The sequence below is a fragment of the Vagococcus sp. genome, from assembly GCF_036639995.1.
Lineage (GTDB): Bacteria > Bacillota > Bacilli > Lactobacillales > Vagococcaceae > Vagococcus.
In genome coordinates this window covers 27924-41644 of the sequence record NZ_JAVWHO010000002.1, presented here as the reverse complement: position 1 = coordinate 41644, position 13721 = coordinate 27924, and the positions used below count along the sequence as shown (strand labels likewise).

The 13721-nt window shown below is 31.9% G+C and carries 12 protein-coding genes; 1 reads left to right on the top strand and 11 read right to left on the bottom strand.

Annotation, left to right across the window (positions count from 1 at the left end; genetic code table 11):
- The 11 genes from mutM to gdhA all read right to left on the bottom strand — a co-directional run bounded on the left by mutM (position 1) and on the right by gdhA (position 12333).
- On the bottom strand, positions 1-843 hold the full coding sequence (gene mutM, locus RR554_RS01615; RefSeq protein ID WP_332467289.1) for a DNA-formamidopyrimidine glycosylase: 843 nt from the start codon (positions 841-843) through the stop codon (positions 1-3).
- Between the two features lie 48 nt (positions 844-891).
- A complete protein-coding gene (gene polA, locus RR554_RS01610) occupies positions 892-3543 on the bottom strand; it encodes a DNA polymerase I (RefSeq protein WP_332467288.1) in 2652 nt (883 codons plus the stop codon).
- 134 nt (positions 3544-3677) lie between these two features.
- Positions 3678-4367 (bottom strand): Bax inhibitor-1/YccA family protein, encoded by a 690-nt coding sequence (locus RR554_RS01605; protein WP_332462554.1) that lies wholly within the window; start codon positions 4365-4367, stop codon positions 3678-3680.
- Positions 4354-4836: a MaoC/PaaZ C-terminal domain-containing protein gene (locus tag RR554_RS01600; protein ID WP_332462647.1), complete on the bottom strand. Its 483-nt coding sequence runs from the start codon at positions 4834-4836 to the stop codon at positions 4354-4356. Before RR554_RS01600 ends, RR554_RS01605 begins: the two co-directional genes overlap by 14 nt.
- Before the next feature lie 34 nt (positions 4837-4870).
- Positions 4871-6208: a UDP-N-acetylmuramate--L-alanine ligase gene (murC, locus tag RR554_RS01595; RefSeq protein WP_332462553.1), complete on the bottom strand. Its 1338-nt coding sequence runs from the start codon at positions 6206-6208 to the stop codon at positions 4871-4873.
- 126 nt (positions 6209-6334) lie between these two features.
- A complete protein-coding gene (locus tag RR554_RS01590) occupies positions 6335-7138 on the bottom strand; it encodes a hypothetical protein (RefSeq protein ID WP_332467287.1) in 804 nt (267 codons plus the stop codon).
- Between the two features lie 106 nt (positions 7139-7244).
- Positions 7245-7577 (bottom strand): hypothetical protein, encoded by a 333-nt coding sequence (locus tag RR554_RS01585; protein WP_332462551.1) that lies wholly within the window; start codon positions 7575-7577, stop codon positions 7245-7247.
- A 259-nt stretch (positions 7578-7836) separates the two neighbouring features.
- On the bottom strand, positions 7837-8274 hold the full coding sequence (locus RR554_RS01580) for an OsmC family protein (protein WP_332462550.1): 438 nt from the start codon (positions 8272-8274) through the stop codon (positions 7837-7839).
- Positions 8275-8410: 136 nt separating this feature from the next.
- The gene (locus tag RR554_RS01575) at positions 8411-9406 is read right to left on the bottom strand and encodes an acyltransferase family protein (protein WP_332462549.1); all 996 of its coding nucleotides are present in this window, start codon (positions 9404-9406) and stop codon (positions 8411-8413) included.
- A 109-nt stretch (positions 9407-9515) separates the two neighbouring features.
- Positions 9516-10862, bottom strand: a complete 1347-nt coding sequence (locus tag RR554_RS01570) for a glucose-6-phosphate isomerase (RefSeq protein WP_332462548.1) — start codon at positions 10860-10862, stop codon at positions 9516-9518.
- 121 nt (positions 10863-10983) lie between these two features.
- A complete protein-coding gene (gene gdhA / locus RR554_RS01565) occupies positions 10984-12333 on the bottom strand; it encodes an NADP-specific glutamate dehydrogenase (RefSeq protein WP_332467286.1) in 1350 nt (449 codons plus the stop codon).
- Between the two features lie 113 nt (positions 12334-12446).
- On the opposite strand from gdhA, the gene RR554_RS01560 reads away from it, so the two are divergent.
- Positions 12447-13721 carry an NAD(P)/FAD-dependent oxidoreductase gene (locus RR554_RS01560; RefSeq protein ID WP_332467285.1) on the top strand — a complete coding sequence of 425 codons (1275 nt, stop codon included), beginning with the start codon at positions 12447-12449 and terminating at the stop codon, positions 13719-13721.

Sequence of the window (13721 nt, the reverse complement as noted above, 5' to 3'; positions counted from 1 at the left end):
CTACTTGTCCTTTCTTTTGCGATGAATTTGACATTGAGGGCAATAATGGGTTCCTCGCTGCGCAACTTTCTTCTTTAATATTTCACTACCACACCTTGGACAACTTTCGCCATGTTGACCATAAACTGACAAAGAGATTTGAAAAGTACCTGCATCTCCTAAAGCATTTTTATAAGTTCTAATCGTTGTCCCACCAGCCTCAACAGCTTCACCTAGTACATTTATAATTTCCTGATGTAATCTTTTTACTTCTTGTTTAGTCAGTGTATCTGCTTCTTGCTCTGGATGAAGTTGTGCTCTAAATAATGCTTCATCTACATAAATATTGCCTAATCCTGTAACAAGTAATTGATCTAACAATAAAGGTTTTATTGCTTTTTTTTTCTTTTTCAATTGCTCAAAAAATGGCTCAAATAAAAAATCAGCTGGTATTGGTTCAGGCCCTAGTTTTTTAATTCCTTTGTAATTTTCAGCTGTATTTTTAGGTAAAAGAACGAAACGTCCAAATTTTCTAACATCCAGATAACGTAACTCTGTTTCATCGTCAAACTTAAAGATGACATGGCTATGTTTTATCAAAGGGTCATCACTTGAATGAAACTCAAATTTTCCTTCCATCCTCAAATGACTCACCATATCAAAATGAGTCCATTTAAAAATTAAATACTTGCCCCGTCTTTCCACTTTTTCTAACGTCTCACCGATTAAGTTGATTTTAAACACATCAACATTTGGAGATTCGATAATTCGCGGCCAATAGACTTTAACTTCATTAATTTTTTTACCCAAAACTAAGTTTTCCAAGCCTTTTCTAACTGTCTCTACTTCTGGTAACTCTGGCATTTTACTAACTCCTTGTATTAAAAATATGAGAAACACTCTTAATTTTTATTATTTGGCTTCGTACCAGGTATTTCCAACGCTACTATCTGCTTTTAATGGGACACTTAGTTTAACAGCTGTTTCCATTGTTTCTTCAACGATTTTTTGTAGTTTAGGAATTTCTGATTTTGGTGCTTCAAAAACGAGCTCATCATGAACTTGAAGTAACATAGTCGCTTCCATTTTTTCAGTTTTCAGTTTTTCACTAATTTGAATCATTGCGATTTTCAAAATATCAGCCGCACTTCCTTGGATAGGCGTATTAATAGCCGTCCTTTCAGCAAAACTTCTGATATTAAAGTTTCTAGCGTTAATATCAGGTAAATAACGTCTTCTATGATATAAAGTCTCGACATAACCTTTGTCTTTTGCTTCTCGAACAACTTCTTCCATATATTCCTTTACTCCAGGATATTTGTCAAAGTATGTATCAATAAAAGTTTGAGCGTCTTTTCTAGAAATACCTAAGTTCTGTGATAGTCCATAATCACTTATACCATAAACAATTCCAAAGTTCACCGCTTTTGCTTGACGTCTTAAATTACCATCTACATCTACTTCCTTTTCAACTCCAAAAACACGCATTGCAGTACTAGCATGAATATCTTGACCTTCAATAAAAGCCGCTTTTAAATGCTCATCGTTTGAAATGTGCGCTAATACGCGTAATTCAATTTGAGAGTAGTCAGATGAAAAGAGTTGCCAATCTTTATTTCTAGGAACAAAGGCTTCTCTTATTTTTCTGCCTTCTTCTAGTCGAATCGGAATATTTTGAAGATTAGGATCCACAGAGCTTAATCGACCAGTTTGAGTTAACGTTTGAACATAACGTGTGTGAATTTTATTATCTTCAAAAATAACTTTTAGCAAGCCTTCCACGTATGTAGATTGAATTTTAGCAATTTGACGATAGGTTAAAATATAATCAATAATCGGAGATTGTCCTTGTAGTTTTTCTAAAACATCTACTGCTGTTGAGTAACCTGTTTTAGTTTTCTTAATAACTGGAAGTCCCATTTTTTCAAAGAGAATAACACCTAATTGTTTAGGTGAATTTAGATTAAATTCTTCGCCGGCTTCTTCATAAACATTCTGTTCAATTTCTTGAAGCTTTAGGGCAAATTCACCTTTCATCTCTTGAAGACGACTAGCATTAACTGTAATTCCCTGTATTTCCATTTCACCTAATATATGAGCCAATGGCAGTTCAATATCAGTGAATAACTCCATTTGATTTTTATCTTCAAGCTCTGTCATTAAAGGTTCATACAAATCATTGATTGCCATTGTTTTTCTTGCTAAATGTTCAAACAGTACCTTATCATCTTCTGGAAGTCCTTTTTTAGCACCTTTACCATAAATGGCTTCATCAATATCAACTTCATAATAGTTAAATGTTTGACCAATTTCTGCAATATCTTCACTATTATTTGTCGAATCAATTAAATAGGATGCTAATAGCGTATCAAATTTTACTCCTTTAAGTGAGATACCATAACGATTAAGCGCAACTTCTGTTCGTTTAGTATCAAATACCTTCTTCGTTTTTGTTTCATCTTCTAGCCATTCCATAAATAAAGAATCATTTAGAAGTTCAATATTATTTGATACAAAATATTTTTCTTCAGTACCGAATGAAAAACCAACAACATCTGACGTATGATAATTTTCATCTAACATTTCAATATAAAGAGACATGTCCGTTGTAAACATGCTAGATTCAAATGTTTCAATTGATTGATAGTTAACCATTTTTTTTTCAGTAATTTCCATCTCTACGGAACTTGTATCAAGTTTGTTTAAAAAAGAATTAAAGTCCATTTCTTTATAAAAAGGAATTAATTTATCTAAATCTTTTCCATTAAAAGCTAAATCGTCCACACTTACTTCAATCGGTGTATCCACATTAATAGTTGCCAGACGTTTACTCATTAATGCAACATCCTTCTCATTAATGAGGTTTTCTTTCATTTTACTTTTTTTCATGTCTTCAACGTTTTCGTAAACGCCTTCTACAGTGCCAAACTCTTTTAAAAGCTTAATAGCTGTTTTCTCACCTATTTTAGTAACACCAGGGATATTATCTGATTGATCTCCAGCTAATCCCTTCATATCAATAATTTGATTTGGAGTTAAACCATATTTTTCCATGATATGATCAGGTGTATATGATTCAATCTCACTAACACCTTTAACAGTAACATCTACACGAACATTATCAGAAGCTAGCTGAGTTAAATCTTTATCTCCAGACAGTACAACCACGTCAAATTTTTCCTTATCTGCACGTGTTGCTAAGGTTCCAATGATATCATCAGCTTCATAATTTTCTAATTCATAATGTTTCATACCAAGACCTTCAATTAAATCTCTTAAATAAGGCATTTGCTCTTTAAATTCGCTAGGAGTTTTAGCTCTTCCAGCTTTATAGTCCTCATAAAAACCATGTCTAAAAGTAGTTTTTCCTGCATCAAAAGCAACTAAAACATGCGTTGGTTTTTCTTTTTCTAACACATTTTCTAACATATTATTCACCGCATAAAGTGCATTTGTATGAAGTCCACTATTATTTTTAAACCGTTCCAGAGACTGATACAATGCAAAGAACCCTCTAAACGCGATACTATTTCCATCTACTAATAACAATTTATTTTTTGACATATATACACTCCATTTCCAAACTATTCTCAATCATTTTAACAAAAATCACTACACAATGCGAAGAGAATCCACTTAAATCAAAAAAAGATTCCCCTAGCTAACGCTAAGAGAATCCTATAAGTTATTTCTAACTATTAGTCTCTACCAAAGATACGTACCAAATATAAGAACAAGTTAACAATATCAAGATAAAGTGTCATAGCACAATAAATTGCTAAATTAGAACCTGCTTCTTCACCTAACTCTTGGTAGAAATGCTTAATTTTTTGATTATCGTAAGCTATCAATCCGGAAAAGATAACTACCATAGCAAGAGAGATGAATAAATCAACTACTGAGCTCTTTAATAAAAAGATATTTAAGAAAATAGCAATGATTCCACCAATCAATAAGCTGTATAATGCATGTCCCATAGCACTCAAGTCTTTTTTAATAACAAGCCCCACTATCGACATAGCAATAAACATACCTGATGCAGTCACAAAGGCTAAAGTAATATCTGTTCCTTCATACATGAATAGTGTCGCAGAAACGGTAATGCCTGTTAATATCGTATATGCAAGGTAACCAATTAATGATTTTCCAGAATTAGAGAATGCATTTTTACCTAAGTAAATAACAAGTGCTATTTGAACACCCCACATTAAAAAGAAATTTAGCTTACTTCCGTAAACAAATCCTAATACTTCTGCTGGATAAATATTCATTACAATATACGATGTTATTGCGCTGACCAAGATACCTAAACCTAAATAGCCATATACCTTACTATAGAATTTAGATAGGCCAGCCGTTTTTTCCACATTATGATTATTGTCCATCATTATCAATCACGTCCCTTTCTTCTGATTGTTTCACCTTTGTTGGCTTCACCATCACCACTGCATCAAGAACGCGCACTTCTTCGTAATTTTGAGCTTTGACCGAAACAGTCACAACTTCTTTCATTAAATCAATCTTGATTACTTCAAAATGAAACGTTAATGTTTCATAGTGATAAACTGGATGAACTAAATTAAAAGATAAATTAACTATGTTAGATCCTGGACCTGGTAAATGTTTTGAAACAACACTTGAAATAATCCCCATCAACATAATGCTTGGAACAATCGGACGTTTATATTCCGTTTTTTCTGTATACTTATGCTGAATAAACAATGGATTCGCATCGTTCGTTAGTCCTAAATAAAGCAATAATTGACTATCTTCAATTGTTTCAGTGATACTTAAAGACTCACCTTCAAACAATTCATCAATTAATTTACCTTCTTTTTTTGGGGAATTTAACATGATTTAATCTCCTATTCTGCCAACAAAGTTAATAACATTACATGTTATTTCTTATAGTATTACCTAAAAGTTGTTCATATGCAACCTGAAATTTTTGAACATCTCCAGCACCCATGAAAACAATGACTGCTTCTTCATGATTTAACAATGCTGACATATCATCCAGGCTCACAACTGAACCGCCTTTGGAAATTTTGTCACCTAAGTCTTCAATTTTTACTTCACCAACATCTTCTCTTGCTGAGCCGAATATTTCGCATAAATAAACACTATCTGCTAAATCAAGTGAAGTAGCAAAATCATCCATTAATGCGATGGTACGAGTAAATGTATGGGGTTGAAAAACAGCGACAATTTCTTTATTCGGATACTTTTGTCTAGCCGCATCAATCGTTGCGGCTATTTCTGCTGGATGGTGAGCATAATCATCCACTAAAATCATATCCGCTACTTTTTTCTCACTAAAACGACGTTTCACACCATTAAAAGTAATCATCTCTTGAGCAACTTTGACCATATCTAAGCCTTCTAAATAGCTAATTGAAATCACACTTAAAGCATTCATCACATTATGGAAACCAAATGCAGGAACTGTAAACTTGCCTATTAATTCCTTGTTATAAAAGACATCAAAACTTGAACCTTCTGTTGTTCGTTCGATATTTTTAGCTTGGAAATCATCTGAATCTGTTGCACCGTAATAATAAACAGGAACATCCACTTTTAATTTACGTAAATACTCATCGTCCCCATAAGCCACAATTCCTTTTTTTACACCTTCTGCAAAAACTTGAAACGCACTAAATACATCATCAATGCTTTCATAGTAATCAGGATGATCGAAGTCAACATTAGTAATAATTCCATAATCAGGTTTATACGACAAGAAATGTCTGCGGTATTCACAAGCTTCAAAAGCAAAAAATTCTGCATCTTTTTCGCCATGCCCTGTCCCATCACCAATCAGAAAACTTGTTGGTTTAATTCCTGACAAAACATGAGCTAATAATCCCGTTGTACTTGTCTTTCCATGAGAGCCAGTTACAGCAATACTTGTGTACAGTTTAATAAATTCACCTAAAAAACGATGATAACGAATTACATTCAATCCTTTTTTTAACGCTGTTTGGATTTCAACATGTGTATCAGGAAAAGCATTTCCAGCGATAACCACTAAGTCATCGGTAATATTATTTTCATCAAAAGGAAGTAACTTAATTCCCTCTATTTCTAATTCTCTTTGAGTAAAAAAGTATTTTTCAACGTCAGAACCTTGAACTGTAAAGCCTTTTTGATGTAGCAATAAAGCTAATGAGCTCATGCCTGATCCTTTAATTCCTACAAAATGATATGTTTTATTTTTATGAATCTCCATAAAAATCACCTTTTCTTTCTATACACTTTTTAATATATCAATACAAATATCTAAATTATTATCGTACAATTTACAGAAAATATCAATAAAAAATACTTACACAGGACCTGCCTATGTAAGTATTCACTAATCAAAATAATAACTATCTAATTTAGTACTTCCTTCTTCAGCAATAATTCCAGATAATGTTTTTTCAAGTCGTTGGTTTTTCTTTTTATCCAACGATGGTGTTTCATTAATTAAAGTACTCACTGGTTCAACTTCTTCTATGATTGGATCTAAAATAACCTCTTCTTCCATTAACAGCAAATTATCAGATGATGCTTTTCTAAGCTCATCCACAATTAGTTCTCTACTGTGTCTTGGACGTTCTTCTTCATAAGAATCTTCTATCAAAGAAGCAGGGATATGTTTTGGTTGAAAAATATTTTTCCCTTTCTCTCCTGGTAAATCATACGAAGATTCAAATTTTGATCGTCTACTATCTGTTTTTTGATGTTTAGCATTACCATAATTATCCGTTTCAAAAAATTTATTTGAAAACGAAGATTGTGGGGATTTATAGTCTTTTTTTTCAGGTTCGACATAAGTTCCACTATTTTTTACTGGTACTGTTTTTTGATCTAGTTTTATTCTTTTTTCATGAAATGCAGTTTTTTGAGTTTTGGGTGCTGCTGAAATATCTTCTGTATCTTCTAAACCATCATGTCCGAAGTAGTCTGGGGCATCGATTATTTCAACAGGATCCATGTTATAATTATTAACTATTTTTTCTTCTCGTTTAACGGGGGCCTGTTTTGAATAAACAAAACCATCATCTAATATATCTTTTAAAAACTCGCGATTTCTTTTTTTAGGTAATTTAACTCCTGTTTCATCATCGTAAACAGGAAAACGAAAATGTTGTCTTTTATCTGAAAGATTTAACATTGATATCATTCCTTTTATTTCACTGTATACAGTCTATCATACTCGCTTTCAGAAAAAAACCGATAACATCTAATAAAATAAAAAAAGATGCTGAAAAATCAGCATCTTACTTAAAGCCTTGGAAAATTTGCCAAACGATTGGAAGATAAACATCTAATAATGGAGCAGCTATACAAAAAAGAAGTACACTACCCACCAAAACAGCTATTAAAATTCCACCGATTTTTCTGGACCTTTTTAAAATAAATAGAATTAAAATTACTAAAAGACCAACGATTAACATGATAGCCAATTCTTTTGTTTGAATATCAATTGTTTGGCCGTTCATCATTTTTTTTACTACTTGAGAATAAAGAAACCATACTAATTCGATCAAATAAATCACTAAAACTGATCGTAACACTAATTTTGATGTTCCTTGCCCATTTTTCTTGGCCATATATATTCACCTACCCTTTTCTAAATACACGCAATGAATTATAACAAATATTTAATAGTTTGTTAAATAAAAATTTGAACAAATTGTGAGATTTTTTTTAATGTTAATTGATTAATAATTTGATAATTTTTGTAAACACCTTTTTTTAATCGGATTTAGCTTACATTCAAATGAATATATAAAAATGATATTTTTCGAAATACGTCAACAAAAAAAGAGATTGTCTCTTCGTTGAGTCAATCTCTACTTCTACTTAGTCTTATTTAATAATATTAGAAATCATTTCTGGTCCGTTTTCAATCGTATCTGCTACTGGACAAGTTCTGTTAATAAAATCAACAAAATCTGCAATTTCTTCATCTGTATTATCAGCTTCTATAAAGAAATTAGTTGTAATTTTTGAGAATCCAATTTTAGCATTTGGATTTTTTCCCATAAAGCCATCTGGATCAAGTTCTCCTTCAAGTTCAATACGAATACTTTTTAGTTTAATTTTATGCAATCTAGCAAAGCTTTTAGCAACAATCACTTTACAAGCACCTAAAGAGTTTAATAAAGCTTCAACTGGATTCATTCCAGTATCAGTTCCACCTAAATTTCTTGGTTCATCTAAAATAAATTCAAAATCTCTTGATTTACATGATACTTTCAATCCTGCTACGTTTTCTACAACTGCTTCAAATTTTTCAATCGCCATTGTTAAACATCCTCCTCAATTTCAACTACATGCTCAAATTAGCACAAAGAAGTTTGTGAATCTACCTGTTTGTGATCTTTTTTACAATAAATATAGGTATAATGGTAAACGCTTTCTGACATTTCTAATCAAGTTCTTAATTTGATAAATTAGATAGCTGCTTTTCCTCTATTTTTTTTGTCAAAGAATGAACGAATAAAGGAGAAATTGAAAAAATGATTATAATTACAGCAAAAGATGAAGCGTAAATGATTCCAGTTAAATTAATTGATTTTAAAAACTTATCAAAGCCTATTTCCAATAATATGTAATTTATTATTTTGTGCATAACTAAAATTATCATTGAATTTTTCCCTAAGTATCGAATGATATTATTTTGATTGTCTTTATTTAACCAAATGAAAAATATCATTGCTAAAACTGCACCAATCAAGTACCAATAATTTTCTATATACAATATTTCAGAAGGAAACACAAACGCAATAATTAAACCTAATCCTCCACATGTTAAGGAGACAAATGGACTTAATTGATGGTCAAACCAGTCAATTGCATTTAAGTACTTCATTAAATAACCCAAAGACATGAAAAAAATAGCAGGAAATAAAACATTAATACTCCAAAAAATATTTTCTTCTGGATTTTTCAAAAACAGATAAGCATGTGGGGAAATAAAAAAACAGATTGAAGCAATTCCTATAATAATTTTTATTGAAAATTTTGTTAAATATTTAAATGTTAAAGTACTAACAAAAAATAATGGTAAAAACCATAGAGGAAAGTTATTTACATCCATCCAATGTGAACCTAATAAACCTCCCTTGAGAAACTCAATAAAGAAAAGAAAATTTCTTTTATCAGATTCAAAAAATAAAGTTACTAAATAAGAAAAAATATAAGCAAAATAAAACGGAAGCATGATTTTTTTTAACAACTTTTTTATGTATAAGAAATTAATTGTATTTTGTTTACTTAAATACATTAAATATCCTGAACAAAAGAAAAACAGTGGCACATGAAAAGAATAAATGTAATTAAAAACATCCTTAGGAACTTCTGGGATATGGCCTAATACAACAAAAAAAATAGCCATTCCTTTAAAAACGTCAATATTACTTTCTCTTTTATCCATATTTTATCTCCAATCATACAATAATAACTATTTTATCATACGATTAGTAAATATTAGTAGTATTAATAAAAAAGGTTGGACTCTTTTAAGTCACAACCTTTCATAATTTTTACAGACGTTCATTCAACTCTTTAGCTAAATCTTCAAATCCTGGTTTGCCTAAAAGTGCGAACATATTTTTTTTGTAAGCTTCAACACCTGGTTGGTCAAATGGATTAACACTATTTAAGTATCCTGAGATACCTACCGCGATTTCAAAGAAATACATTAAGTATCCTAGTGTATAAGCATCTGTTTGAGGAATAGTGATTACAAAGTTAGGAACATCTCCATCAGTATGAGCTAATAAAGTTCCTTGGAAAGCTTTTGTATTAACAAAATCAATGTCTTTTCCTTGGATGTATCCTAATCCATCTAAATCTTTATCCATTTCTGGAATTGCTAATTCATGACGTGCTTTATCGACTTTAATAACTGTTTCAAAGATATTGCGACGACCTTCTTGAATATATTGACCTAAAGAATGTAGATCAGTTGAGAAGTTAGCACTTGAAGGGTAAATTCCTTTTTGATCTTTACCTTCTGATTCACCGAATAATTGTTTCCACCATTCAGAAAAATATTGTAAGCTTGGTTCATAATTAATTAACAACTCAGTTACTTTTCCTTTACGGTACAATACATTACGTAATGCAGCATATTGATAAGCTTCGTTTGTTGCTAAGTCATCTGAACTATATGCTTCACGAGCATCAGCAGCACCTTTCATTAAATCATCAATGCTTGCTCCTGTAACTGCAATCGGAAGTAGTCCTACAGCTGTTAGTACAGAGAAACGTCCACCAACATCATCTGGAATAACGAATGTTTCCCATCCTTCAGCATCTGCTTCTACTTTTACTGCACCACGTTCTTTATCAGTTGTTGCATAAATACGTTTATTAGCTTCATCTTTACCGTATTTTTTAACAAGTAACTCTTTAAATACTCTAAATGCAATTGCCGGCTCTGTTGTTGTGCCTGATTTAGAAATAACATTAACTGAAAAATCACGATCTCCAATAACATGAATTAAATCAGTTAAGTATGAAGAACTGATACTATTTCCAGCGAAAAATACTTGAGGTGCTTTTCTTTCATCACCATCTAATAAATTGTAAAAAGAATGATTCAAGAAATCAATTGCTGCCTTAGCTCCTAAATAAGAACCACCGATACCAATTACTACTAAAACTTCAGAATCAGATTGGATTTTTTTAGCAGATTGTTTAATTCTTGCGAATTCATCTTTATCATAAGCGACAGGTAAATCAATCCATCCTAGATAATCGCTACCAGCTCCAGTTCCTTCTCTAAGTACTTTATGTGCTGCACTAACTTCTGCTTGCATATACCCTAATTCGTTTTCACCAATAAATTTTCCGACTTTAGAATAATCAAAACTAATATGAGACATAATCATCCTCCTATTTTTTTACATGTTTATTTGTTGTTACTATAGTTACATTTTAACATTCTTTCAGGTTTTTCACATCATATTTTCAGAAAAAAATAAAAGATGTTACTTGTAACACAAATTAAACCAATCCTTGACTTAGCATTGCTTTAGCCACTCTTTCAAATCCTGCTATATTGGCTCCTGATACAAAATCATTTTTATTTGCATAGCGGTTAGCAGTATCACGACATGTTTCATAAATATTTTTCATAATTTGATTTAACTCATGATCTACTTGTTCAAAAGTCCAAGGTAATCTTTGCGCATTTTGTGCCATTTCTAACGCTGATACTGCAACGCCCCCTGCGTTTGATGCTTTTCCGGGGCAATATAAAATATTATTTTCTTTAAAAACCTCCAAGGCTTCTAAGCTTGTCGGCATATTAGCGCCTTCTGCTACTATTTGAACACCATTTTGCACTAACTGTTTGGCAAGTTCTTCTGATATTTCATTTTGAGTAGCACATGGTAGTGCTATATCAAAATAAAGTTCGTCCGACCAAATATTGCCTTTTTCAACAAATTTAGCTTTAGGTTTTTTTTCCAAATATGTTTTAATTCTGTCTCGTTTGATTTCTTTAATTTCTTTAACTAAATTAAGATCAATTCCTTCTGGATCTATTACATAGCCTGAAGAATCAGAACAACCATAAACCGTCGCTCCTAATTCTTGTGCTTTTTCAATGGCATAAATTGCAACATTTCCACTTCCTGAAACTAAAACTTTTTTGCCTGCAAAGCTATCCTTCTGATCATTTAATAAATGCTCAACAAAATAAACTAACCCATAACCTGTTGCTTCTGTTCGAGCTAAACTTCCCCAGTAAGATAATGGTTTTCCCGTTAATACGCCTGCTTGATAACTATTTAAACGTTTATATTCACCAAACAAGTAACCAATTTCACGTCCACCAACACCAATATCCCCCGCAGGAATGTCTTGATCTGGTCCAATATACTTTTGAAGCTCTTGCATTAAACTTTGACAAAAGCGCATAATTTCACCTTCTGATTTTCCTTTAGGATCAAAATCACTTCCACCTTTTCCTCCACCAATGGGTAAAGAAGTTAAGCTATTTTTAAATATTTGCTCAAAAGCTAAAAATTTCATAATACTTTGATTAACAGTTGGATGAAATCTCATACCGCCTTTATATGGTCCTAAAGCTGAATTGTACTGAACTCGGTAACCTGTGTTAACTTTCCACTCACCTGAGTCACTCATCCAAGGAATTCGAAATTCAATCAATCTTTCAGGTACAAGCAGCATCTCTAAAATATTCTTTTCTACAAAGATTGGATTTTGATTTAAAAAAGGTTCAATGGTTCCCATGAATTCTGCGACAGCTTGTAAGTATTCCTTTTGATTTGGATACTTAGCTTTAAGATTATTCTCTAAGTTTTCTAAATATTGTTTAATTTCTGTCATATTATCACACACCTTTTTTTATTTAGACATAGTATAGCTTAAAATTTAAAATTTACAAAAACATTTACTGTTTATGTTAGAATAAAAGGCGCATAACTACTAGGAGGAAAATAATGACTGATTTTGATGTAATTGTTGTTGGTGGCGGAACAAGTGGAATGATGGCTGCTATTTCAGCAGCTGAAACTGGTGCCAAAGTTGCTGTTATCGATAAAAATAGAATGCTTGGAAAAAAATTAAGACTTACTGGAGGTGGTAGATGTAACGTTACCAATAATCGACCACCCGAGGAAATTATAAATTTTATCCCTGGAAATGGAAAATTTCTTTACAGTGCTTTTTCTCAATTTAATAACTATGATATTATGGAATTTTTCGAATCAAATGGGGTTCCCTTAAAGGAAGAAGATCATGGTAGATTGTTTCCTGTAGAAAACACCTCAAAAGCCATTGTAGAGGGATTAGCTAAAAAATTAAAAGAGTATAACGTAACACTTATGATGAAGACTACTGTGAGAAAAATCTTAACAGAAAACAAACAAATTACTGGTGTTAAAACAGACGAAGGAAAAGAATACTCCGCTCACTGTGTCATTCTTTCTACTGGTGGAAAAACATTTCAATATACTGGCTCTACTGGAGATGGGTACAAACTTGCAAAAAAATTAGGGCATAGTGTAACTCCCCTTTTTCCAACAGAGTCTCCTATTCGTTCAAAAGAAACTTTTATCGAGAAAAAAATCTTACAAGGGTTGTCATTACGAGATATTAAGTTATCTGTTTTAAATGAAAAAGAAAAAGTTATCGTTTCTCATGAAATGGATATGCTCTTCACCCATTTTGGTATTTCCGGACCTGCTGCTTTAAGATGCAGTATGTTTGTTAATAAAGAATTAGAAAAAGGGTATAAGACGGTTACTCTCACATTAGATGTACTACCAAACCATTCTGACAGCGACTTGCTTCAAGAGATTGAATATCGAATTGAAGAACAAGGCAATAAATCAGTTAAAAACGGGCTTAGAAACTTACTCCCTGAAAGATACTTAGAATTTCTTCTTAGCAATTTAAAAATCGATGAATCAAAGAGTCTAAAACAACTAACTGATGTTGAAAAATTACAGTTGATCAATGAAATAAAAGATTTTAGATTCTCTGTTTACGATACTTATCCTCTCGACAAATCATTTGTTACAGGTGGCGGTATTGAATTAAAGGAAATTAATCCAAAATCAATGGAAAGTAAATTGATTAATGGTCTCTTCTTTTCTGGTGAACTTCTTGATGTCAACGGCTACACAGGAGGTTTCAATATCACAGCCGCTTTTGTTACGGGACATGTTGCAGGAAAAAATGCTGCTGAGATTGCTAGTTATTTTACTTACTAA

Coding starts and splice junctions, on each gene's coding strand:
- mutM (WP_332467289.1), bottom strand. CDS start 843: ATGCCAGAGTTACCAGAAGTAGAGACAGTTAGAAAAGGCTTGGAAAAC.
- polA (WP_332467288.1), bottom strand. CDS start 3,543: ATGTCAAAAAATAAATTGTTATTAGTAGATGGAAATAGTATCGCGTTT.
- RR554_RS01605 (WP_332462554.1), bottom strand. CDS start 4,367: ATGATGGACAATAATCATAATGTGGAAAAAACGGCTGGCCTATCTAAA.
- murC (WP_332462553.1), bottom strand. CDS start 6,208: ATGGAGATTCATAAAAATAAAACATATCATTTTGTAGGAATTAAAGGA.
- RR554_RS01590 (WP_332467287.1), bottom strand. CDS start 7,138: ATGTTAAATCTTTCAGATAAAAGACAACATTTTCGTTTTCCTGTTTAC.
- RR554_RS01585 (WP_332462551.1), bottom strand. CDS start 7,577: ATGGCCAAGAAAAATGGGCAAGGAACATCAAAATTAGTGTTACGATCA.
- RR554_RS01580 (WP_332462550.1), bottom strand. CDS start 8,274: ATGGCGATTGAAAAATTTGAAGCAGTTGTAGAAAACGTAGCAGGATTG.
- RR554_RS01575 (WP_332462549.1), bottom strand. CDS start 9,406: ATGGATAAAAGAGAAAGTAATATTGACGTTTTTAAAGGAATGGCTATT.
- RR554_RS01570 (WP_332462548.1), bottom strand. CDS start 10,862: ATGTCTCATATTAGTTTTGATTATTCTAAAGTCGGAAAATTTATTGGT.
- gdhA (WP_332467286.1), bottom strand. CDS start 12,333: ATGACAGAAATTAAACAATATTTAGAAAACTTAGAGAATAATCTTAAA.
- RR554_RS01560 (WP_332467285.1), top strand. CDS start 12,447: ATGACTGATTTTGATGTAATTGTTGTTGGTGGCGGAACAAGTGGAATG.